This window comes from Erythrobacter aureus, assembly GCF_003355455.1.
Taxonomy (GTDB): Bacteria; Pseudomonadota; Alphaproteobacteria; order Sphingomonadales; family Sphingomonadaceae; genus Qipengyuania; species Qipengyuania aurea.
The window spans coordinates 1294849-1318264 of sequence record NZ_CP031357.1; the positions used below are offsets into that span (position 1 = coordinate 1294849).

Annotated in this window: 21 protein-coding genes and 1 tRNA gene; all 22 read left to right on the plus strand. The window is 64.1% G+C overall.

The window, feature by feature from the left end:
* The first annotated feature begins 26 nt into the window (after nucleotides 1–26).
* The 22 genes from DVR09_RS06285 (at nucleotide 27) to DVR09_RS06390 (ending at nucleotide 23406) form a co-directional block, all read left to right on the plus strand.
* Nucleotides 27–512, plus strand: a complete 486-nt coding sequence (locus DVR09_RS06285; protein WP_115416189.1) for a division/cell wall cluster transcriptional repressor MraZ — start codon at nucleotides 27–29, stop codon at nucleotides 510–512.
* Nucleotides 509–1447 (plus strand): 16S rRNA (cytosine(1402)-N(4))-methyltransferase RsmH, encoded by a 939-nt coding sequence (gene rsmH / locus DVR09_RS06290; RefSeq protein ID WP_115416190.1) that lies wholly within the window; start codon nucleotides 509–511, stop codon nucleotides 1445–1447. The genes DVR09_RS06285 and rsmH overlap by 4 nt, the downstream gene beginning before the upstream one ends.
* Nucleotides 1447–1953 carry a hypothetical protein gene (locus DVR09_RS06295; protein ID WP_115416191.1) on the plus strand — a complete coding sequence of 169 codons (507 nt, stop codon included), beginning with the start codon at nucleotides 1447–1449 and terminating at the stop codon, nucleotides 1951–1953. Before rsmH ends, DVR09_RS06295 begins: the two co-directional genes overlap by 1 nt.
* Nucleotides 1954–2015: 62 nt before the next feature.
* Nucleotides 2016–3719: a peptidoglycan D,D-transpeptidase FtsI family protein gene (locus DVR09_RS06300; RefSeq protein WP_115417821.1), complete on the plus strand. Its 1704-nt coding sequence runs from the start codon at nucleotides 2016–2018 to the stop codon at nucleotides 3717–3719.
* Nucleotides 3716–5188, plus strand: a complete 1473-nt coding sequence (locus DVR09_RS06305) for a UDP-N-acetylmuramoyl-L-alanyl-D-glutamate--2,6-diaminopimelate ligase (protein WP_115416192.1) — start codon at nucleotides 3716–3718, stop codon at nucleotides 5186–5188. Before DVR09_RS06300 ends, DVR09_RS06305 begins: the two co-directional genes overlap by 4 nt.
* Entirely contained in the window at nucleotides 5185–6651 is a 1467-nt protein-coding gene (locus DVR09_RS06310; protein ID WP_115416193.1) for a UDP-N-acetylmuramoyl-tripeptide--D-alanyl-D-alanine ligase, read from the plus strand. The genes DVR09_RS06305 and DVR09_RS06310 overlap by 4 nt, the downstream gene beginning before the upstream one ends.
* A gap of 17 nt (nucleotides 6652–6668) precedes the next feature.
* The gene (gene mraY, locus DVR09_RS06315) at nucleotides 6669–7739 is read left to right on the plus strand and encodes a phospho-N-acetylmuramoyl-pentapeptide-transferase (protein WP_115416194.1); all 1071 of its coding nucleotides are present in this window, start codon (nucleotides 6669–6671) and stop codon (nucleotides 7737–7739) included.
* Nucleotides 7736–9031, plus strand: a complete 1296-nt coding sequence (gene murD, locus DVR09_RS06320) for a UDP-N-acetylmuramoyl-L-alanine--D-glutamate ligase (RefSeq protein ID WP_115416195.1) — start codon at nucleotides 7736–7738, stop codon at nucleotides 9029–9031. Before mraY ends, murD begins: the two co-directional genes overlap by 4 nt.
* A 5-nt stretch (nucleotides 9032–9036) precedes the next feature.
* Entirely contained in the window at nucleotides 9037–10293 is a 1257-nt protein-coding gene (locus DVR09_RS06325) for an FtsW/RodA/SpoVE family cell cycle protein (RefSeq protein WP_370459171.1), read from the plus strand.
* Nucleotides 10290–11486: an undecaprenyldiphospho-muramoylpentapeptide beta-N-acetylglucosaminyltransferase gene (gene murG / locus DVR09_RS06330; RefSeq protein ID WP_115416197.1), complete on the plus strand. Its 1197-nt coding sequence runs from the start codon at nucleotides 10290–10292 to the stop codon at nucleotides 11484–11486. The genes DVR09_RS06325 and murG overlap by 4 nt, the downstream gene beginning before the upstream one ends.
* On the plus strand, nucleotides 11483–12907 hold the full coding sequence (gene murC / locus DVR09_RS06335; protein WP_115416198.1) for a UDP-N-acetylmuramate--L-alanine ligase: 1425 nt from the start codon (nucleotides 11483–11485) through the stop codon (nucleotides 12905–12907). The genes murG and murC overlap by 4 nt, the downstream gene beginning before the upstream one ends.
* A gap of 44 nt (nucleotides 12908–12951) precedes the next feature.
* Nucleotides 12952–13878, plus strand: a complete 927-nt coding sequence (gene murB, locus DVR09_RS06340) for a UDP-N-acetylmuramate dehydrogenase (protein WP_115417822.1) — start codon at nucleotides 12952–12954, stop codon at nucleotides 13876–13878.
* A gap of 9 nt (nucleotides 13879–13887) precedes the next feature.
* Nucleotides 13888–14862, plus strand: coding sequence for a D-alanine--D-alanine ligase (locus DVR09_RS06345; RefSeq protein WP_115416199.1), 975 nt, complete (start codon nucleotides 13888–13890; stop codon nucleotides 14860–14862).
* Nucleotides 14855–15763, plus strand: a complete 909-nt coding sequence (locus DVR09_RS06350) for a cell division protein FtsQ/DivIB (protein ID WP_115416200.1) — start codon at nucleotides 14855–14857, stop codon at nucleotides 15761–15763. The genes DVR09_RS06345 and DVR09_RS06350 overlap by 8 nt, the downstream gene beginning before the upstream one ends.
* Nucleotides 15763–17049: a cell division protein FtsA gene (gene ftsA / locus DVR09_RS06355; protein WP_115416201.1), complete on the plus strand. Its 1287-nt coding sequence runs from the start codon at nucleotides 15763–15765 to the stop codon at nucleotides 17047–17049. The genes DVR09_RS06350 and ftsA overlap by 1 nt, the downstream gene beginning before the upstream one ends.
* A 135-nt stretch (nucleotides 17050–17184) precedes the next feature.
* Entirely contained in the window at nucleotides 17185–18984 is a 1800-nt protein-coding gene (gene ftsZ, locus DVR09_RS06360) for a cell division protein FtsZ (protein ID WP_115416202.1), read from the plus strand.
* 48 nt (nucleotides 18985–19032) lie between these two features.
* Nucleotides 19033–20436, plus strand: coding sequence for a tetratricopeptide repeat protein (locus DVR09_RS06365; RefSeq protein ID WP_115416203.1), 1404 nt, complete (start codon nucleotides 19033–19035; stop codon nucleotides 20434–20436).
* Nucleotides 20437–20497: 61 nt separating this feature from the next.
* Nucleotides 20498–20647 (plus strand): SPOR domain-containing protein, encoded by a 150-nt coding sequence (locus tag DVR09_RS06370; protein ID WP_162814870.1) that lies wholly within the window; start codon nucleotides 20498–20500, stop codon nucleotides 20645–20647.
* 149 nt (nucleotides 20648–20796) lie between these two features.
* On the plus strand, nucleotides 20797–21300 hold the full coding sequence (locus DVR09_RS06375) for a type III secretion system chaperone family protein (protein WP_115416205.1): 504 nt from the start codon (nucleotides 20797–20799) through the stop codon (nucleotides 21298–21300).
* A gap of 134 nt (nucleotides 21301–21434) precedes the next feature.
* Nucleotides 21435–22175 carry a Bax inhibitor-1/YccA family protein gene (locus DVR09_RS06380; RefSeq protein WP_115416206.1) on the plus strand — a complete coding sequence of 247 codons (741 nt, stop codon included), beginning with the start codon at nucleotides 21435–21437 and terminating at the stop codon, nucleotides 22173–22175.
* Nucleotides 22176–22308: 133 nt separating this feature from the next.
* On the plus strand, nucleotides 22309–23244 hold the full coding sequence (locus DVR09_RS06385) for a hypothetical protein (protein WP_234041570.1): 936 nt from the start codon (nucleotides 22309–22311) through the stop codon (nucleotides 23242–23244).
* An 86-nt stretch (nucleotides 23245–23330) separates the two neighbouring features.
* Nucleotides 23331–23406: transfer RNA gene (locus DVR09_RS06390), tRNA-Ala, on the plus strand.
* The last annotated feature ends 10 nt before the right edge of the window (nucleotides 23407–23416 follow it).

Sequence of the window (23416 nt, forward strand, 5' to 3'; positions counted from 1 at the left end):
AAAACCGATTTCGGGGTTTGGGTACAGTGTCTTTCGGAGGGTATAGCGGACAGGCCTATTCGCCCGCGGGCGACAAGGGCCGCTTCGTGCTTCCGCCCCTCTTCCGCAAAGCGGTCAAGGAAAGCAGCGACGGGCGCGTTTTGTGTCTGATGAAGCACCCGACATGGACCTGCCTGGTCGGCTTCGGCCTGTCCCGTAAGCCCGAACTCGAAGCCCAGCTCGACCGCGAAGAGGAAATGGCGGTTCGTCTCGGGAAAGACTTCGATCGCGATACCCGCTCCAGCCAGCTCTTCGGCTTTCAGGAATTGCCTTTCGACGATAGCGGGCGGTTCGTCATGCCCGACCATCTGCGCACGCTCGGCCAGATCGAGGGCGGTCTCTATTTTCAGGGCGGCGGCCGCTTCTTCACCCTGTGGAACCCGGATCAGCTCGGCAAGATGGGCGACGATTGGGCGGGCGCCAAGGCCGCCTGCGAGAGCTTCCTTGCCGACGCAAAGGCGAAAGGCAAATGACCGGCGCCCCGCACATCCCCGTCCTGCTCGACGAAGTGATCGAGGCGCTCGATCCGCAGCCCGGCGACGTCGTGATCGACGCGACCTTCGGCGCGGGCGGCTACACCCGTGCGCTGCTGGATCGCGGCGCGACCGTGCATGCCTTCGACCGGGATCCCGACGCAATTGCCCAGGGCCGCACCTGGCGCGAAACGGAGGACAATCCGCCACGCCTCACTCTTCATCCGCACCGCTTTTCGGAGATGCTCGACGTCATGACATCGAACGGCGTCGCGAAGGTCGACGGCGTGGTGATGGATATCGGCGTGTCCTCGATGCAACTCGACCAGGCGCATCGCGGATTTGCCTTCTCGTCCGACGGTCCGCTCGACATGCGGATGAGCCAGGACGGCCAAAGCGCGGCGGATTTCCTCAACACCGCCGACGAGGCGTCCATCGCCGATGTCCTCTATACCTATGGCGAGGAGCGCCAGTCGCGCCGCGTCGCGCGGGCGATTGTCGCCGCGCGTCCGCTGGAAACCACCGGGGCGCTGGCCCGCGTGGTACGCAAGGCCTTGGGTCACAAGCCGCATGACAAGAAAGACCCGGCCACCCGCACCTTTCAGGCCATCAGAATTCACGTGAACGGCGAGCTCGACGAACTGTCCCAAGGATTGTCGGCTGCCGAACACCTGCTGCGGGAAGGGGGCCGCCTTGCGGTGGTCAGCTTCCACAGCCTCGAAGACCGGATCGTCAAGCGCTACCTGCGCGAGGCGTCCTCAACCCCGAGCGCCTCGCGTCATGTCCCAATGGTTGCGCGGGACGATCCGGTTTTTTCGAAGATCTCCAAAGCGATAAAGCCGACAGATGCGGAAATCGAGCGCAACCCGCGTTCGCGTTCCTCGGTTCTGCGCCATGCAACGCGCACGGCGACGCCTGCGCGGGAGGCAGCGTGATGGTCGGCGGGTCGCGCATCAGGCAGATCGGCTGGGCACTGGTCCTCGGCGTGTGTTTCGCGCTGCTCCTCGCACTGACCTTCAAGGTCAATGCGGTGAAGAGCGACGTGCGTCTGGCCGAACGCCAGATCATTGCCGCGCAGCGTGCCAAGCTCATGCTTGAAACCGAATTCGAGACGCGCGCCAGCCAGCAACAATTATCCGACTGGAATGCAGTGGAATTCGGATATTCCGCGCCTCGCGCCGACCAGTATCTCGAGAGCGAAAGGCAGCTCGCCGTACTGGGTGCCCCGCGCGGCCTCCATGCGCCCGACCCGGTCCGCGTCGCGCTCAACCGCCCGGCGGCAGAAGAAGACGGGTTGTTTGCCGACTGGCTGGAGGACGATCCGGCGGGACGCGAAAAGGCGCGGCCGGCAAAGCATGAATTGGCGGCGACGGAGGCTCTGGCCGACCGGCTCGCCAGCCCTGCCGTCTCCATGGCCGCGGTTGCCGAGGTGAGCCAGTGAACGCCTTTTCCGGCTTCGGGCCTGCGATCGCCGCAGGCAAGAGCGGGCACGGGGCGGTGAGCATGGCCGTGGCCTCCGGCCGCGTCCAACTGGTCACCGTGCGGCAGCGCTCGCTGACGCTCGCTCGCTGGCGCATATTGTGGATCGTTCTGGGCTTCGTTTTCGTCGCCCTGCTGGCGCTGGTGCGGATTTCCTATCTCGGCATGTCCGACCAGGGATTGCGCGGGACGTCGCTCGAAGAGGCCTTGTTGCCCCCTCGTGGGGAAATTACCGATCGCAATGGTGTGCCGCTTGCCCGTGCGTTTCCGGCCTATGCTCTGTGGTTCAACCCGAAGGCGTTGGGCGAAGGCGGGGCTCCGCTGGTGCGCGATCCCGCAACCGTTGCGGCAAAGTTGAAAGCGATCTTCCCCGATCTCGACGAGACCGCCGTGACCGCCCAGCTCGCTTCGGGAAAACAGGGCTATATCCGCCGCCGCGTTCTGCCGGAAGAGGCCAATCGCGTGCAGGAAATCGGCGAACTCGCGCTGGAAATGCCGATGGAAAACGACCGGCATTATCCGCAGGGTTCGATGGCCGCGCATGTTCTTGGTTACGTCGCCGCCGATGGCAAGGGGCGCGTCGGGATGGAGCAAGTGCTCGACGCGCAGCTTTCCAATCCGGCAACGCGCGGCACTCCGGTCGCGCTGTCAATCGATTCCCGCGTTCAGGGCGCGCTGGAAGACGAATTGCGGCGTGGCATGAAGCTCGTCCAGGCGCAGGGCGGGGCGGGCATCGTGCTCGACGTCGATACGGGCGAGGTGCTCGCACTGGCCTCGCTGCCCGAATTCGACCCCAACAAGATCGATGCGCGCGGCGAAAAACTCATGTTCAACCGGGTGACCAACCAGGTCTATGAATTGGGTTCGACCTTCAAGCCCTTGTCGGTTGCCGCGGCGATCGATGCTGGCGTGGTGCGCAATCTGGGTCGGCGCTGGGATGCCAGCCCGGTCAAGGTCGGCCGCTTCAGTATCAAGGACAGCCATGACATGGGCGCCGACCTCAATGTGGTCGAGACGCTGATCCATTCGTCCAACACCGTTACCGCGCGCGTGGTCGACGAGCTGGGTCCCGAACGCATGCGCCGCACTATGATCGATCTCGGTATGAACGAGCGCCCCTATATCGAGCTCCCCGCAAAGGGTTTTCCGATCTGGCCCGGCGAGAAGTGGCGGCGCCTGCGCTCGATGACGATCGGCTACGGTCACGGGATCGCCGTGACCCCCCTGCATCTCGCCAGCGCCTATGCGGCGATGGTCAATGGCGGTATCTGGCGTCCGACGACCCTGAAAAAGCTCGGCCCGGGCGAGGCCCCCAAGGGGCGCCGGGTCTTCAAGGCCTCGACGTCGAGCAGGATGCGGCAGATTTTGCGGGCGATCTCGATCTACGGTACCGGCAAGAACGCCGATGCGCCGGGTTATCGCGTAGGCGGCAAGACCGGATCTGCCGAGAAACCGGGCGGTAAGGCGGGCTATCGGCGGACGGCGCTGGTTTCGACCTTCGCCGCGGCCTTTCCGATGGACCGGCCGCGCTACGTAGTTATCGCCATGCTCGACGAACCGCGCGGCACACTGGCCAGTTCCTACCAGCGTACCGCCGCCTGGAACGCGGCGCCCATCGTGGGCCGCCTGGTTCCGCGCATCGGCCCGCTTATCGGCGTGCGCCCCGACGATACGCGCGACGTCGATATTTCCGATATCAAGCCGCTGATCCCGGAGGCGAACAAGTGAAGCTTGCCAAGCTCTGCGCCGCAGCGGGGTATCCCTGCGATGCCGATATCAACGTGACCGGTTTCGCGATCGACAACCGCAAGGTTGCGCCCGGTACGGTGTTCGGAGCCTTTCAGGGCTCGCAGGTCAATGGCGAGGACTTCATCGACGCCGCTATCGAGAGCGGCGCAGTCGCGGTGGTCGCCCGGCCCGGTGCGAAGGTCGAAGGTGCTATCCATATCGCCGACGATACGCCGCGCCGCGCTTTCGCCGCTTTGGCTGCGCAATATTTCACGCCGGTGCCGGATCATATCGTCGCCGTCACGGGGACCAACGGCAAGACCTCTACCGTCGAAATGACGCGGCAGATCTGGCGCATGGCGGGCGAGCGCGCGGCAAGTATCGGAACGCTGGGCGTCACCACGCCGGATGAAAGCGTTTCGACCGGGCTGACGACGCCCGACATCGTCACCTTCCTGTCGAACCTCAGCGGGCTGGCGCGCGAAGGCGTGACCCATGTCGCCTATGAGGCTTCGAGCCACGGCCTTTCGCAATATCGCAATGAGGGTGTGGCGGTGGAAGCTGCCGGTTTCACCAATTTCAGCCGCGACCATCTCGACTACCATGCCGACATGGAAGAATATTTCGCGGCCAAGATGCGGCTGTTCGACGAAGTGGTATCCGACGGCGCAACTGCGGTCGTATGGATGGGCTCGGGCGAAAGCGGCTGGAATGCGCGTGCGGTCGAACATGCTTCAAAGCGCGGACTGGCCATCATGACCGTGGGCGAGCAGGGCGAGGCAATCCGGCTGACGAAGCGCGAGCCGACTCAACTCGGCCAGTCGCTGACGGTCGAACATGAGGGCAAGAACCGGACGATCAACCTGCCGCTGATCGGCGCCTATCAGGTTTCGAACGCTCTCGCGGCCGCCGGTCTTGCCTTGGCGACGGGTATCGATGCAGGGCTGGTGTGGGATGCGGTCGCCCGTTTGCAGCCAGTGCGCGGACGGCTCGAACGCGCTGTGATCGCGCCTTCGGGCGCGCCGGTCTATGTCGATTATGCCCACACGCCCGACGCGCTGGAAGCGGCGATCGCGGCGCTGCGTCCGCACGTCGATGGCAGACTGATCACAGTGTTCGGTGCCGGCGGCGACCGCGATCATGGCAAGCGCGTCCCCATGGGCGAGGCAGCCGCCAAGGCCAGCGATGTGGTAATCGTTACCGACGACAATCCGCGCGGCGAGGATCCTGCGGAAATCCGCCGCCAGGTGCTTGCCGGAGCGCCGCGGGCGCGCGAAGTTGGCGGACGTCGCGAAGCCATCCTCGCAGCTATTGCCGAAGCGGGCGCGGACGATATCGTCCTGGTCGCCGGCAAAGGACATGAAACGGGTCAGATCATCGGATCGGGAGAAAACATGCGTGTGTTGCCCTTCGACGACGTCGATGTCGCGCGCGAATGCGCTGCTGAAATAGCCAGAGGTGCCGCATGAGCGCGGCGATTCTGCGCCACCCGGCCTATGTCGAATGGCCCGCCGATCCGCGCGACCGGCTGCCGCTGACGCTGTGGGATGCGAAGAGCATCGCCGAGGCAGTCGGCGGCACTGCAAGTCATGATTTTCAGGTCGCCGGTGTCGAAATGGATAGCCGCGACGTGGTCAATGGCGATCTGTTCGTCGCGCTCAAGGGCGAGGCGATGGATGGCCATCGCTTTCTCGACAAGGCTTTCGCCAATGGCGCTGCCGGGGCGATCGTCGACCGCCCGGTCGAATGGCCGCACATACTCGTCGAAGACACCAGCAAGGCACTCGAGGCGCTGGCGCGCGCGGCCCGCAGCCGCGCCGAAGCGACAATCATCGGCGTGACCGGATCGGTGGGCAAAACCGGCGTCAAGGAAGCGATTTTCGCCAGCCTCGAACGCGCCAGCCGCGGTGCGGCGCACCGTTCGACCCGCAGCTACAACAACCATGTCGGTGTGCCGCTGAGCCTGGCCCGCATGCCCGCGCGCAGCCGCTTCGGCGTCTTCGAGATGGGTATGAATCATGCGGGCGAGATCGAGGGCCTCACGACGCAAGTGCGCCCGCATGTCGCGGTCATCACCACCATCGCCCCGGCGCATATCGAGAACCTCGGCAGCATGGAGGCGATCGCCGACGCCAAGGCGGAAATCTTCGCCGGGCTGGAGCCGGGTGGCGTTGCCGTGATCCCCGCCGATACCCCTCACTACGAACAGCTCAAGCTCGCGGCTCTGCGGGTGGGGGCGCGGGTCGTCAGCTTCGGCAGGGCGCGCTTTGCCGACATGCGCCTGCTCGACGCGATTCCCAGCGCCAATGGCGGCAGCCTCGTGACCTGCGAATTCCCCGAAGGACGGCTGTGCTACACCGTTGCCGAACCCGGCGATCACTGGGTGGTGAACTCGCTGGCGGTCATGGCGGCGGTGCGCGCGGCGGGCGGCGATCTGGCGGCGGCCGGTCTCGCACTTGCCGAAATGGGCGGCCTCAAGGGGCGCGGCGCGCGCCATGGCATCGACGCTCCCGGCGGAAAGGCGCTGTTAATCGACGAAAGTTACAATGCCAATCCCGCCAGCATGCGCGCCACGCTTGCGCAACTGGCCCAAACGCCTTCGACCCGGCGCATTACCGTTCTCGGAGCGATGAAGGAACTGGGCGATTTCGCTCCCAGGTTCCACGCCGCCCTGGCCGAGCCGATCATCGAAGCCGATGTCGATTACGCGTTGCTGGTTGGCGACGAGATGCGTGTGCTCGCGCGGGAATTGGGGAAACCGCAGAACACCGCGCTTGGCAAGCCGCTTGCCTACGCGCATTGCGATAGTGCCGACGAGGCGATCGAGCTGCTCGAGGACTTCGGTGTCGTCGCGGGCGATGCCATTCTGGTCAAGGGCTCCAACTCGGTCGGCCTTGGTCGGCTCGTGGATCATTTCACCCGCGTCGGCTGACGCGACGAGAGGCTTGCTTGCTTTATCTCCTCGCCGAATGGTTGAATTTCGAAGGCATCTTCAACCTCGTGCGCTATCAGACCTTCCGCGCCGGGGCGACGCTGATGACCGCGCTGGTGATCGGCCTGGTGATCGGCCCACGTTTCATCGACATGTTGCGTGTCCGGCAGGGCAAGGGGCAGCCGATCCGCGAAGACGGCCCGCAGAGCCATCTTGCCAAGCGCGGCACGCCGACCATGGGCGGGCTGATGATCCTCATCAGCCTGTCGCTGTCGGTCCTGGTATGGATGGATTTGCGCAACCCGTTCATCTGGGCGTGTCTCGCGGTCACGCTGGGGTTCGGCCTGATCGGCTTCCTCGACGATTACGACAAGGTTTCAAAGGCCAGCCACAAGGGCGTTTCCGCGCGTGTGCGGTTGCTGCTGGAATTCGCGGTGGCGGGCGTGGCCGCCTATATCACGGTCAGCCAGATCAACACTTTCGTCTATGTTCCCTTCGTCAATGATTTCGGCGTCGAGCTGGGCGCGTTCTACTATGTCTTCGCTGCCGTTGTGATCGTCGGGGCGGGCAATGCAGTGAATCTGACCGACGGGCTCGACGGGCTGGCAACCATGCCGGTAATCATCGCGGCCGGTACTTTCGCGCTGATCGCCTATCTCGTCGGCCGCGTGGACTATTCCGAATATCTCGGCATCCCGCATGTCGCGGGCGCGGGCGAACTGGCGATCTTCTGTGCCGCGATCATGGGCGCGGGGCTCGCCTTCCTGTGGTTCAACGCGCCGCCCGCCGCCGTCTTCATGGGCGACACGGGCAGTCTCGCATTGGGCGGTGCGCTCGGCGCGATTGCGGTGGCGACGCATCACGAGATCGTCCTGGCCATCGTCGGCGGCCTGTTCGTGTTCGAGGCGCTCAGCGTCATCATCCAGGTGTTCTGGTTCAAGCGCACCGGCAAGCGGGTGTTTCGCATGGCCCCGATCCACCACCATTTCGAACAGCTCGGCTGGTCGGAGAGCAAGGTCGTGATCCGCTTCTGGATCGTGTCGATCGTGCTCGCACTCATGGGGCTCGCGACGCTCAAGCTACGATGATCACCTCGACCGCCTGGAAGGACAAGAAATACGCGGTGCTCGGCCTCGCGCGGTCCGGCCGGGCCACGGTCGAGGCGCTGCTGACGGCAGGCGCGGACGTGCTCGTGTGGGACGACCGCGCCGAGGCGCGCGCGCCTTTTAGCGGGCGCTGCGCCATCGGCGATCCGCTGGAGGCGGACCTGACCGGCTATGCGGGCGTGGTGGTCAGCCCCGGCGTCCCGCTCAACACCCACCCGATCAAGCCCCATGCCGACAGCTTCGGCGCGCCGGTGATCGGCGATGTGGAGCTTTTTGCGCAGGCGAGGGCGGAACTGCCGCCGCACAAGATCGTCGGCATCACCGGCACCAACGGCAAGTCGACCACCACCGCGCTGGTTCACCACATTCTGCAAGAGGCAGGCGTGCCGACCACCATGGGCGGCAATATCGGCCTGCCGATTCTCGAGCAGGAGCCTTTGCCCGAAGGTGGGGTCTATGTGCTGGAGCTGTCGAGCTACCAGATCGATCTTACCTATTCGCTCGATTGCGACGTGGCGGTGCTGCTGAACATTACGCCGGATCATCTGGACCGGTACGATGGGGATTTCGCGAAATATGCGGCCAGCAAGTCGCGTCTGCTTGCGATGCAGAGGCGCGGTCAGAATTCCATCGCCCGATTTACCGATGCGCGGGTATTGGGCCAATTTGCCGAAGGTACGATTGCGAGCATCCTCGAGGATGTCTTGAAGAACAGGGGGGTGGAGCCCAGCGGGCAGGCCGATTGGCCATCGCTGCAAGGCCCTCACAATTTGGAGAACGCTGCCGCAGCCATCGAGGTCTGCGACATACTGGGCCTCGCCGGGCCGCAAATCCGCGCGGGACTAGAGAGTTACAGAGGCCTTCCGCACCGCATGGAGCGTGTCGCCGAAATCTCCGGTGTCGCCTATGTCAACGACAGCAAGGGCACCAATACCGCTGCCTCCGCTCCCGCGCTGGCCGCGTTCGACAACATCCACTGGATCGTCGGCGGGCTCGCCAAGGAGCCGGGGCTGGGCGAATGCGAGGCGGAGCTGGGCCACGTCAAGGCCGCCTACACCATCGGCAAGGCCGGGCCGGACTTCGCCGCATTGCTCCAGCCCCACGTGCCGGTGGAACAGTGCGAAACGCTCGACCGCGCCGTGGCTGCTGCCGCCGCGAAGGCCGAGGCGGGTGACACCGTCCTCCTCTCTCCCGCCTGCGCCAGCTTCGACCAGTATGCCGATTTCGAAAAACGCGGCGAGCATTTCCGCGCGCTGGTGGAGGGGCTGACATGAACACCATGCAGCCCTACGTCCCCGGCAAGCGCCAGCCCGCGCACATCCCCAAGGGCAAGATCTCTCGCTGGACCGAACTCAAGATCTGGTGGCGCGAGATCGACCGGGTGCTGCTGTTGCTGGTCCTGCTGCTGATGAGCTTCGGCACCATCGCCGTGGCCGCCGCCAGCCCGGCGAGTGCGGATCGGCTTTCGACTTCGAGCCAGACGCTCGACCCGCTCTATTTCTTCTACCGGCATCTCGCCTGGCAGGTCCTGGCGCTGGGAACCATGCTTGGAATATCCATGCTGGCGCGTGAGAATGCGCGGCGTCTCGGCATATTGCTCGCAGCGGTCATGACGGTGCTGCTGTTCCTCGTCCCCATAATCGGGGTAGAAATCAACGGGGCACGCCGCTGGATCAGTCTGGGCATGCAGTTCCAGCCTTCCGAGTTTCTCAAGCCCGGCTTCGCCATCGCCATGGCCTGGATCCTGAGCTGGCGCATGCGCGATCCCAACCTGCCGGTGCTGGGCATCGCCACTGCCTATCTGGCGCTGATTGCCGCGCTGATGATGATGCAGCCCAATTTCGGCGGCACGATCCTGTTCGGCGGCGTGTGGTTCGTGATGGTGGTGCTGTCTGGCGTCGACGTGAAGCGGCTTGGCGCGGTGATCGGCGGCGGGATTGTCGTTCTTACCGCGACCTATTTCCTGTATGACAATGCACGCCACCGGATCGATGCTTTTCTCGGCGGAGGCACGGCTTTCGATCAGGTCGATCTCGCCAGTCGCACCCTGCTGGCCGGGGGCTGGACGGGGGCGGGCTATGGCCTCGGCATCCGCAAGATGAGCCTGCCTGAGGCGCATACCGACTATATATTCAGCGTCATCGGCGAGGAATTCGGCCTGATCGCCTGCGGGCTGATCGTCCTGCTTTACCTTGCGATCGTGGTGCGGGTCCTGATGCGGTTGATCGATGAGGAGGATATTTTCGCGCTGCTGGCCGGGGCTGGGCTCATCGCCCTGCTCGGCGGGCAGGCTTTCATCAATATCCTCGTCAATCTGCAGCTTTTCCCTTCCAAGGGCATGACGCTGCCGCTGGTGAGCTATGGCGGATCGTCCACAATCGCGATCTGTCTCAATGTCGGGCTGATGCTGGCGGTCACGCGGCGCAATCCGTTCCTGAAAAGCAAGACCAGGGGACTTGGCGACAGGCTCGGCTTAGGGCAGACGGCCCCGATGAAAGACCAGACGGGTTCCGCACGGCGGGAGATACATCCATGACCGGTGCAAATCGCCACTATGTCCTCGCCGCTGGCGGCACGGGCGGGCACCTTTTGCCCGCCTTTGCGCTGGCCACCGAGCTGGAACGGCGCGGACACCATGTCGCGCTGATTACCGATGCGCGCGGCGCCGAGATTCCCGGCAAGCCCGACTTCCTGCCCGCGCATGTCATTCCGGCGGGGCGGTTCGGCCGCAATCCGCTCACCTGGTTCAAGGGACTGATGGCGGTTCTCGAGGGGCGCCGCATGGCTCTGCGTTTGTTCGACAGCTTCGAACCGAGTGCGGTCGTCGGGTTCGGCGGCTACCCTTCGCTGCCGACGATCCTTGCCGCCACCAGCGCGGATGTGCCGACCGTTGTGCATGAGCAGAACGCTGTTCTGGGCCGCGTGAACCGCCTGTTCGCAGGCCGGGTGCAGGCGATCGCAACCGCCTATCCGGAGGTCGAGCGGCTCGATACGAAACATGCGGAGAAGGTTCACCTTGTCGGCAATCCGGTGCGCGCGGGCGTGCTGTCGCTGCGCGAAGTGCCGTTTCCCGCCTTTACCGAAGACGGTCTGCTGCGCGTGTTGGTGACAGGCGGCAGTCAGGGTGCCCGGGTTTTGTCCGAAATCGTGCCCGACGGCCTCTCGATGCTGCCGCCCGCCTTGCGCCAGCGGCTGCAGGTCACTCAGCAATGCCGCCCCGAAGATCTGGACGCAGTGCGCGAGCGCTATCGCAACCACGGCATTCCGGCGGAACTGGCGACCTATTTCGAGGATATGGCCGCACGGCTTGCCGATGCGCATCTGTTCATCGGGCGCGCGGGCGCTTCGACGATTGCGGAACTGACCGCTGTCGGCCGCCCTGCAATCCTTATTCCGCTGCCGATCGCGACCGATGACCATCAGGCCGCCAATACGCGCGAGCTGACCCGGTCTGGCGGTGCGCGCATGATCCGGCAGGAACGCTTTTCCGGCAAGGAGCTGGCCAAGCAGATCAAGGCGCTGGCGGAAAATCCGCAGGGGCTCGCCAAAGCGGCGCATGCGGCGTGGAATTGCGGCAGGCCCCGGGCGGCCCAGGATCTCGCCGATCTCGTCGAAAGTTTCGGCGGAGCGGACATGATGGATGTGATCCGCGTGGGCGGCAACAATGCGCGCGGCGCTTCGCAGGGCATGGCCGCAGGCCAGGGCGCAAGCCGGGAGATCACGAAATGAGGGGCGTCCCGACAAGTATCGGCACCATTCACTTCGTCGGCATTGGCGGCATCGGCATGTCGGGCATTGCCGAGGTGATGGATAACCTTGGCTACGAGGTGCAGGGTTCCGACATGAAGGAAGGGCCGACGGTCGAGCGTCTGCGCAAACGCGGAATGAAGATCGCCATCGGTCACGCGCCGGAGAATGTCGAAGGCGCGGCTGTGGTCGTTACGTCCACGGCGGTCAAACGCACCAATCCCGAAGTCGCCTTTGCGCTGGAGAATCGCATCCCGGTCGTGCGTCGGGCCGAAATGCTGGCCGAGCTTATGCGGCTGAAGTCGACCGTTGCCGTGGCTGGAACCCATGGCAAGACGACCACCACCAGCATGATCGCCGCACTGCTCGATGCGGGCGGAATCGACCCCACAGTCATCAATGGCGGCATCATCGAACAATATGGTTCGAACGCACGCCTCGGCGACAGCGAATGGATGGTGGTCGAAGCCGACGAGAGCGATGGCAGCTTCCTGCGTCTCGATGGCACCATCGCCGTGGTCACCAATATCGATCCCGAACACCTCGACCACTATGGGGATTTCGATGGGGTGAAGGCTGCCTTCGTGGAATTCATCCACAATGTTCCGTTTTACGGTGCAGCGATATTGTGCATCGATCACGAGGATGTTCAGGCGGTGATCGGCAAGGTGCGCGACCGCAATGTCGTAACCTATGGCTTCAACCTTCAGGCCGATATTTGCGGCGTGAACGTGCGCCCCGATGCGGGCGGCAATTGTTTCGATGTCATCGTACGCCGCCGGGGCCAGGAAGACCGGCGGATCGAAGGCGTGCGCCTGCCGATGCCGGGGCGGCACAACGTCCAGAACGCGCTCGCCGCGATCGCGGTTTCGATCGAGATGGGGTGCCCCGACGATGTGATTTGCAATGGCTTTTCCGCCTTTGGCGGCGTCCGGCGACGTTTCACCAAAGTGGGTGAGGTGCCAAGCGGCGATGGCGTGGCGACGATCATCGACGACTATGGCCATCACCCGGTCGAGATAAAGGCCGTGCTTGATGCTGCGCGCGAAAGCGCCGGCGAGGGGCGCGTGATCGCCGTGGTTCAGCCGCATCGCTACACGCGTCTGCGCGATTTGATGGACGACTTTCAGAGCTGTTTCAACGCGGCGGACGAGGTCTATGTCACGCCCGTATATGCCGCGGGCGAGGACCCGATCGAAGGCGTCGACGCTGATGCGCTCGTTGCCGGTCTCAAGGCACGCGGCCACCGCGCCGCTGCCACGGTCGAGGACGAGGCGGAGCTTGCCGAAAAGCTCGCGAGTGATCTGCGCGCGGGTGATTTCGTGGTCTGCCTCGGCGCGGGCGACATCACTCAGTGGGCGGCAGGCCTGCAGAATGGCATCGCGAAGGCGACCACGGCATGAGCGATTGCGACCAGCCAGGCGATGCGTGGAACTGGGATAGCGGGATGGCGCCCGATTGCGAGGTCGAGGGCAGCATAGCCGCTCCCATCGACGTGCGCGGCCTCCGCGGCAAGCTCACGCCCGATGCGCCCTTGGCCAAGCTGGTCTGGTTCAAGTCGGGCGGCAGGGCGGACTGGCTGTTCGAGCCGGCCGATCTCGACGATCTCAGACTGTTTCTCGAACGGCTAGGCGGCAACCTTCCGGTGATGGCGCTGGGCTTGGGCTCGAACCTGATCGTGCGCGATGGCGGTGTTCCCGGCGTCGTCGTCAAGCTCGGCAAACCCTTTGCCGATATCGAGGTGGGCAACGATCACACGCTGACATGCGGTGCGGGGGCACATGGCATTTTGGTGGCATCGACAGCACGCGATGCGGGGATTGCCGGGGTCGAATTCATGCGCGGCATCCCCGGCACGGTGGGCGGATTCGTCCGGATGAATGGCGGGGCCTATGGCCGCGAAGTCAGCGATGTGCTGATCGACTGCGACGTGATCCTTCCGGGCGGGCAATTCGTTACGCTTCCGGCAGCGGATCTGCGCTATAGCTATCGCCACTCCGTGCTGCCCGATGGTGCGGTGGTGGTTCGCGCCCGTTTCCAGGGCGAGCCCGGCGATCCCGAGATTATCGGCGCGAAGATGGACGAAATCGCCGAAGCGCGCGAAAATTCGCAGCCGCTGCGGACCAAGACGGGCGGTTCGACATTCAAGAACCCGCCGGGCAGGAAGGCCTGGGAACTGGTCGATGCGGCCGGGTGCCGCGGCCTGAAGATGGGCGGCGCACAGGTGAGCGAAAAGCACACCAATTTCCTTATCAATATCGACAATGCGACCAGCGCCGACATCGAGGGGCTGGGCGAGGAGGTGAAACGCCGGGTCTATGCGAATTCGGGCGTCGAGCTCGAATGGGAAATCCAGCGCGTTGGGCGGCCGTAAGGACCAGGAATGACCGATCTCCCCAAACTCCATATCGCCGTGCTCATGGGCGGCTGGGCGAACGAGCGACCGGTAAGCCTCATGTCGGGCGAGGGCGTTGCCAAAGCGCTGGAAGAGCGCGGCCACACGGTGTCGCGGATCGACATGGACCGTCAGGTGGCCGCGCGCATCGCGGAGGCTGCGCCCGACGTGGTGTTCAATGCGCTGCACGGCGTGCCGGGCGAGGATGGCAGCGTGCAGGGCATGCTCGACCTGATGGGCATCGCCTATACCCATTCGGGCCTGGCGACCTCGGTTATCGCCATCGACAAGCAACTGACCAAGCAGGCGTTGGTGCCGCATGGAATCCCCATGCCCGGCGGGCGCATCGTCAAAAGCGCGGACCTGTTCGAGCGCGATCCGATGCCGCGCCCCTATGTGCTCAAGCCCGTCAACGAGGGCAGTTCGGTCGGGGTGGCCATCGTCACCGACGAAGGCAATTACGGCAATCCCATCGCGCGCGATGCCAAGGGTCCGTGGCAGGACTTCGCGGAATTGCTGGCCGAACCCTTCATCAAGGGCCGCGAAATGACCACCGCGGTGGTGGATTTCGAGGACGGTCCACGCGCGCTCGCGGTGACCGAATTGAAACCCAAAAGCGGTTTTTACGATTTCGACGCGAAATATACCGATGGCATGACCGATCATGTCTGCCCCGCCGAAATCCCCGCGAATATCGAGAAGCTGTGTCTGGACTACGCGCTCAAGGCCCATAGGCTGCTTGGGTGCCGTGGCACGAGCCGGACCGACTTTCGCTGGGACGAGGAACAGGGCGAAGAGGGCTTGTTTATCCTCGAGACCAACACGCAGCCGGGCATGACACCGCTCAGCCTGGTGCCGGAACAGGGCAGACATGCCGGCATCGAATATGGCGAGCTGTGCGAGCTGGTCGTGGCTGCGGCGCTGCGTCATCATGCTGCGAAATCCGGTGACGGCGATGGCTAGGGTCAAACGCAAGCCCGCCGGTGTGCGCCGCTCGGCCGCGGCGCGCAGCCGCAGCCAGAAGGCCCGCGCCGCGAAGCGCCACACCAGCGGTCTGCTCGATCGGATGATGGGGGCATTGCCCTTCACCGAAGAGCAGTGGCACAAGTTTTTCCTGTTCGCGATCGTCGCGACCGGCGTCGGTATTGCCTGGACCATTGCAAGCTATGCTGGCGTTCCGGATCTGGTCAGGGCGGAACTGGCCAAGTCGGCCTCGCGCTCCGGTTTCGAGGTCAGCCGGGTCAGCGTGTCCGGTGTGGAGCAGATGAACGAACGGCTGGTATATGAACGCGTATTGGCCGAACGGGATCGCCCGATGCCGCTCGTGGAGCTCGAAGAGGTCCGCGAACGCCTGCTGGAATTGCCATGGGTATCGGATGCACGCGTTTCGCGCCAGCTTCCCGATACGCTCAAGGTCGATATCGTCGAACGCGTTCCGCATGCGGTTCTCCGCAAGCCTGATCGCCTGGTTCTTATCGACCCGAAGGGTAACGAACTGGAGCCGATCAGTGCGAAGAATGCAGAGAACAAGCTCCTGATCGAAGGTCCGGGAGCAGCGCGTCAGGTCGAGGAACTGGGCAAGCTGCTCGATGCCGCGCCGGCGCTCAAGCCCCAGATCGCGTCGGCCGAATGGGTCGGCAACCGGCGTTGGAATCTGACCTTCAAGACCGGCCAACTGCTCGCACTTCCCGAAGGCGAGCTTGGCCCGCCCGCGCTGGTGAAATTCGCCCAGCTCGACGGCATGCACCGGCTGATCGGCGGCAAGCCTGTGGCGATCGATATGCGTGTTCCCGACCGTGCCTATCTGCGCTGCGAAGACGGACCCTGCCCGAAGCAGATGTCGCTCAACGGACGGGACCAGTAATGGCGACGGCGCAGCCCCGCATCACCCGCGTATTCGGTGCCGTGAACATCGGATCGTTCCGCGTGTCCGCCATGATTATGGGGGAAGCGGAAGGGGGGGAGATGATCGTGCTCGGTTCCAGCCACCGCGCCAGCGACGGTATCAAGCGCGGCTACGTCACCGATATGCGCGCCGCCAGCCATGCGATCCGCACCGCGGTCGAAAAAGCCGAAGGAAATGCCAACACGTCGATCCAGAGCGTATGGATAGGCTGCGCGGGCGCGGGCCTGTCGAGCAAGATTTCGAGCGTGGAGATAGCCATTGGCGGGCGCCGCATCGAAGAGGACGATATCGAACATCTCCTCTATGCCGCGCGCGACCACCTGCATCCCGACGGGCGCATGGTGTTGCACGCGCAGCCTGCGCATTACACGCTCGATGGTGCGCATGGCGTCGCCAACCCCAAAGGGCTTCATGCGGAAGCGCTGGGCGTCGATGTGCACGTGACACTGGCCGAAGGCGCGCCGGTACGGAACCTGATCGAGGCCGTCCAGACGGCGCATCTCGACGTGGAAGGTGTGGTCGCAAGCCCCCTGGCGGCGGCGCACGCCTGTCTTACCCGGGAGGAACGCGAACTGGGCGTCGCGCTGGTCGAAATCGGTGCCCAGGTGACCAATGTGTCGGTCCATGCCGCGGGTATGCTGCTGGGTCTGAAATCGATTCCGATCGGATCGAACGACATCACCGATGCGATTGCTTCGTCGCTGGGTATCCGGCGCAGCCAGGCTGAACGGCTCAAATGTGTAGCCGGGTCTGCGATCGCCACACCGACCGACCACCGCGAGATGATCCCGGTCAACGGGCCTGGCGAGGAAGCGGGCGGACCGCTCGCACGCGGCGCGGACGAACACAACCGCATAGCCCGGGCCGAACTCGTTTCAATTGTTACCGACAGGCTCGGCATCGCCACCGCCGAAATCGGCAAGGCGCTCAAAACGATGGGCTTTGCGGGCGCGCAGGGTGGCCAGGTCGTGCTCACCGGCGGCGGCGCCGAACTGCACGGCATCGCGGAGTTTATGCAGGGCGCGCTGGGACAGCCGGTGCGGATCGGCAAGCCCCCTTCGTTGCAAGGGTTGCCCGAAGCGCATGCGACACCCGGTTTCGCGACGCTGGCGGGCTTGTGCCTTTATGCGGCAGACGACCCTGTCGACATCCGATCGGTGGGGCCGCGGTTCCAGCCGACCAAGCGCTATCGGGGCATGGGTCTGGTCAACCGTGTCTTTCAAGCGGTGCGCGAGTATTTCTGAGGGTTGATACGCGGCGCAATCCCGCCTTTAGCCCTTGTGGATAAGGCACATAAGGCTGCGGCCTGCGATTCGCTTTGTGCCAGAGTTGTGACATAAAGTCGGCAACGCGACTTTTGAATACCCAGGGGACTCTCGATGAGTATCAATATCGGACCGGCATCTGACGACGATCTTCGTCCCAAGATCATGGTTGTTGGCGTCGGCGGTGCGGGCGGCAATGCCATCGCCAATATGATGCAGGCAGAAATCGAAGGCGTCGATTTCATCGTTGCCAATACCGATGCCCAGGCATTGAGCACCTCCGCATCCGAAAAGCGCATCCAGCTCGGGCCGGATATCACCGGTGGTCTCGGCGCGGGCGCTCGCCCGGAAGTGGGCAAGGCCGCCGCCGAGGAAACGGTCGATGAGATCGAAGATGCGCTCGACGGCGTGAACATGGTGTTCATCGCGGCCGGCATGGGCGGCGGCACCGGGACCGGCGCCGCGCCGGTCATTGCCGAGGCGGCGCGCAAGAAAGGCGTGCTGACCGTCGGCGTGGTGACCAAGCCGTTCCTGTTCGAAGGCACGCGCCGCATGCGCGCGGCGGAAGCCGGTATCGACGAGCTGCAAAAGCACGTCGATACGCTGATCGTCATTCCCAACCAGAACCTGTTTCTGGTGGCCAAGGCGGAAACGACCTTCAAGGAAGCCTTCATGCTCGCCGACGAGGTGTTGCAGCAGGGTGTTCGGTCGATCACCGACCTGATGGTCATGCCGGGCCTGATTAATCTCGATTTCGCCGACGTGCGCTCGGTGATGAGCGAAATGGGCAAGGCGATGATGGGGACGGGTGAGGGCGAGGGCGACAATCGTGCGCTCGAAGCTGCCGAACATGCGATTGCCAACCCTCTGCTCGACGGTGTGTCCATGGCCGGTGCCAAGGGCGTTATCATCTCAATCATCGGCGGCGAGGATATGAAGCTGCTCGAGGTCGACGAGGCGGCGAACCACATTCGCGAACTGGTCGACGAGGATGCCAACATCATCTGGGGCAGCGCTTTCAACCCCGACCTCGAGGGCAAGATTCGCGTCTCGGTCGTCGCCACGGGGATCGAACCGGACGGTTCGGTCGCGGCTGCGCCCTCGCGCGCCTTTTCCATGCGCGAAAGCAGGGCTCCCAAGCGCCCGGTGCTCGATGTGCCGAGCGACGATCTCGCCGAAGAAGAGCCGTTCGAGCTGAACGAGGGGCTTTCCGCCGATCCCGAATCGCAGCAGCCCGGCCATGCTGCTGAAGCCTCGTCCCAGCCCGAACAGGACTCGGCAGACGTGGATGCGCTCGATCTCACGCAGGAAGTGGATGCCGACGAAGGGACACGATCCTTCGGTCTAACCCCGGCGACCTCTGGATCCTCGGATGGCGAGAACGAAGAAGACTATGACGATGTAGACGAAATCGTCGATCCGCTCGCGGGCTTGCGCAACGAGCATACCGAACGTTTCGACGCCACCGGCGATGAGGGTGTTCCGGAACCTGCCGATGACAGAGAATTCGGTGGAGCCCCCACGACCGATGGCTGGAACGAGGATGGCCCGACGCCTAGCCAGTCGGACGGAAACCAATCCGGAAGCGACGGTCCGCAGGATGAATTCGAGCTTGGCGACGAGCACCTTGCTACGGAAAGCCCGCTTGCGACCAAACCGGGCCGCAAGCAGCCCGTGCTTCCGGGAGATGGTCCGACGGGTGACGGTTCGACCGGCGCCGGTGGTTCGCCGGCTGGTCAGAGCGGCGGAGCTAGCGGCGCGCTGCCGGGCAATACTCTGTTCGAGCGTATGGCCAATCTTTCTCGCGGAGTCGGCAATACCGATACCGAGGACGATGATGACGACGATGACAATGGCGGAAGCGGCGGCGGACTTAATATTCCGCGCTTTCTCGGGCGCCAGAACAACCAGTAACCGGGCCGTGTCGGTGCGGGTTTACGGCCGCCTTGCGAGAATGACACCATGATCACCGGGCGACGAATTGGGTCGGCGGTGGCGTTGCTCGCTCTCGTGGCTTTGCCTGGGCATGCTTCCGCTCAGCGCGAGATCGTCCAGCCGCTGCCTGCACCGGGCGAGCGGCAGTTAAGCGACGCGCTTTCGCGGCTCGCGCGCAATGCGACCGATGTCGGCGCTCTGCTCGATGCGGGCGAGGCGGCGCTCGAACTGAACGATATCGATGCGGCGATCGGCTTTTTCGGGCGCGCCAACGAGCTTTCTCCCGACAATTCGCGGACGAAAGTCGGTCTGGCCCGTGCCTACACGCGGTCCCGCAGGCCGGTGGAAGCCCTGCGGCTTTTCGCGGAAGCGGAAGCGGCTGGGGTCGCCGATGCGCGCATGGCGGAAGAACGCGGGCTAGCCTTCGATCTCGTGGGCGATACGGCGAGCGCGCAAACGCTGTACAGGCTGGCACTGGCCAATGGATCCGGCGACGAGGTGACGCGGCGGCTGGCGCTCAGCCAGGCGATCTCGGGTGATCGTGAGGGGTTCGAGGCGGCTCTGCTGCCTTTGCTCGAGCGCGGCGATGTCGCGGCATTCCGGACGCGAGCTTTCGGCCTGGCGATTCTTGGCGATGCGCGCGAGGCGAAGGATATCGCGAATACGATGCTGCCCACTGGGCTCGGCACGCGCATGGCTGCTTATTTGGACTACATGCCCCGGCTGACCAAGGCGCAGCAGGCCGCCGCAGGCAATCTGGGTGTCTTTCCGCGTATTGCCAGTATCGGCACCGACGATGCGGGTATCGCCGAATATTCCCCGTCGCCGCCGCGGATTGCCCGCGCGCCGGCCCCGGCGGCCGTTCCGAATCCCGCTCCGACGCAGACGATGTCCGGACCGGGCGACCGTGGGGACCGGCGGGTTTCGGACAATGCAGGCGGCCCGGCGGGTAAAGAGCGCTCGTCCTCGCCCGCAACGCCGTCGGAGCCGGTATCGCAACCGGTCTCTGCCGCTCCCACGCGAAATGCCGCGGCGCAGCCCGTTCCCGATCGGGAAACCCCGCCCGCTTCCGGCCTTCGCGAAGAACCGGTGGTCGTCGCGCAGGCCGGTCCGGCAGGTGCAACCCGGTCGGCGACTGAAGTGTCTTCGGCATCGATGCCCTTGCCCGGCCCACCGCAGCGGCCACAATCCGTGCCAGAGCCGACGCCAGAGCCCGAACCTGCTTTCGAACCCGGCCCTCGTTCTGTCGCCGATGCCTTCAGCGGGTTTACTCTCGAACCGGGCTCGACCGCGCCTGGGTCGAATGGTGCGGTGGACATCACGAGGATCGACATTCCGCGTGAGCGAGCTCGGCCGAAGCCCCGCCGCCTCCCGTCCATCCCTCGCGTCACTGGGTGCAGGTGGCGACCGGAAAGGACAGGAGTGCCCTGAAATTCGATTGGCGCCGGATTTCCCGGAAGGCAGCCGGCAAGCTGGACGACAAGGGCCGTTCGTGACCCCGTGGGGCGAGGCCAACCGGCTTCTGTCCGGACCTTATGACAGTGCCGAGAAGGCGCGTGAAATGGTCAATGAACTCAGGAAGTTGGATATCGATTCCTTCCCCTTCACCAGTGCCGAGGGCGAGGCGATCGACACGCTCTGACCGCCGCGAGGGTTAATGCGTGGCTCAGTTTTGTTCACAAGCTTTGCACAAGCCTTAGCGGTTCTCCCCAGCGCCGACCGCCTCGTCCATTGCCAAGCGACGGTGCGTTTCTGCATCCCGCACCATATGACGCGCAGGGGACAGCTTCGATGAGACCATCAGAAGACCGCTATGAAGTCGAGGAGGACGCAGCGCCGCTCGACATGCTGGTCGCATTGTTCGAAGCGCGCGGTTGGCCCTGCGATTCGACTGCGACCGAAATGAGCGGGGAGATCCAGGGGAGCTGGATCAAATACCAGGTGCGCGGCATCTGGCGTTCGGACGATATGGTGCTGCAGATCCTTTGTTTGCCCGACATCCGCATCTCGAAGGACAAGCTGGCGCCCGCGCATGAACTGGTCAGCCTGGTGAACGAGCAGATGTGGCTCGGCCACTTCGATATCTGGTCGAATGGCGGCGTGCTGCTTTACCGCAACGCCACCATGCTGGGCGACGATGGGTTGCTAAGCCTGGGCCAGGCGCAGGCGCTGGTGGAGATCGCCGTCGACGAATGCGACAGGTTCTATCCCGCGTTCCAGTTCGTTTTATGGGGAGGGCGCACGCCTGCCGAAGCGCTGGAAGCGGCTATGGTCGACGCCGCGGGCGAGGCCTGACCGACGTTTTGCAAGCGGTTGATTGCCATTGGGGTTAGCCGATCCGGTTTCTCTTGAAATCGGGGGGCAAAACACCGATATTCTCATTCAGGAGCAGAGCGTATTTCCGCGCTGCCAAGAGGAGTTGCATCAAGATGGCCAATTGGAACGACACCGACCAGAGGCAGGGCTTCGGCACCGTGCCGCGCGCTGGCGACGCCGTTGCCAGGCAAGAGACTTTCGACGCTGGGCTGCGCAAGCACATGCTGTCGATCTATAACTACATGACTTCCGGCGTATTGCTGACCGGCATCGTCGCTTTGCTGGCCGCGCAGAGCGGCCTCGCGCTTGCCTTCGCCAGCGGTCCGCTGATGTGGATTGTCGCCTTGGCTCCGCTCGGCTTCGTCATGGCGATGAGCTTCGGCCTCAACAAGATGAGCAGAGGCACCCTTCAGGTGCTTTTCTGGTCTTTCGCGATCGTGATGGGCCTGTCGATGTCGACGATCTTCCTGCGTTTCACCGGGGAATCGATTGCCGCCACCTTCTTCGCCACGGCGGGCGCTTTCGCCGGCCTCAGCCTGTTCGGCTACACAACCAAGAAAAATCTCCAGGGCTTCGGCACCTTCCTCGTGATGGGCGTCATCGGCCTTTTGATCGCCATGGTGATCAATATCTTCCTCCAGTCGAGCACGATGCAGTTGGCAATCAGCTTCATCGGGGTGCTGATCTTCGCGGGCCTCACCGCTTACGATACGCAGCGTCTGAAGCGCGAATATCAGTATCTGCGCGGCACCGAATTCGCCGGGAAGGCGATCATTATGGGCGCGTTGAGCCTGTATCTCGATTTCATCAACATGTTCATGTTCCTGCTGCAGTTCATGGGGAACCGCGAATAGGGCTAAACCACTCGTCGCAAACAGGAATCGTTTGACCGTGCCCGGGGCGCCACCAGCGTCCCGGGCATTTTCTTTGTGCGAAGGTCAGGCTAGACAGTCGGCTTCATCCCCCGTCAAGGGAGAACGGCGCAGGATGAACGCCAGCTTTATCGAGGAGGGTCAGCGGGCCATGAGCCGTGTTTCAAACCATACCATTCGCATAGCGGCCGTCGCCGCTGGTCTGGCCGCGCTTGGGGCGTGTGCCACGCCGCCGCCACCGCCGCCGCCACCGCCTCCTCCCCCGCCCGTGCAAGCCGTTCCGGTTCGTCCGTTGCCGCCGGGCCAGGCGTCCTACGCCATGGCCATTCCACGCGTGAATTCCATGGGGATGCGCGAAACCGTCAATCTCGGGATTTCCGACGACGAGAAGATCTGGCATTTTCGGTCCGCCTGGAATGTCGCGGCGCTCAACTGCCTCGACGCGCGGTATCAGCCGATCCTCGATGCCTATAGCAGCTACATCAAGGATTACGCGCGGCCGCTGAAGCGCGTCAACGATCGCATCGACGCCGACTATCGCCGTGAATATCGTGCCCGGCGGGCGGCCATTCAGGCGCGCGAAAGCCAGATGACGATGGTTTACAACTATTTCGCGCTGCCTCCGGCGCGATCCGATTTCTGCCGCACGGCCTTGGGTATTTCCCAGCAATATCTGGCTTCCGAACAGGTCGATCCGGAAGCTTTCGCGCTTGCCAATTTCACGGCTTTCGAAGGCCCGTTCGAACGGTTTTTCAAGGCATATGAGGAGTATGAGCGGGAATCCGCCGCCTGGGATGCCCGCTATGGCGAGCGTTACGGCGCTTCGCAGCCGGGTTATGTCGCCGTGCGCAACGCCCGCCGGGACCGGTTGCCGCAGCCCGGTCAGGATCCGACACTGCTGACCGCCCAGCCGTTGCAGGAAAGCACCGTCCGCGATCCCGAAAGCGGGGCGTCGATCCCGGTCGTTCCGGTCGACGAGACCCGTGCCTCGATCCCCGTCGTGCAACCGATCCCCAACGATGCGGGAGCCGACGATACACCGCAGGCGTAACCCGATTGAGGCTTTTCAGGCGCGCCGCCTTTCGCTAGACGGCGCGCCGCGCATTGCGGAGGCCTGCGATGCGGAAAACCTGGAACGGGGCCGTAGCTCAGTTGGGAGAGCGCGTCGTTCGCAATGACGAGGTCAGCGGTTCGATCCCGCTCGGCTCCACCAGGAAAAGTTC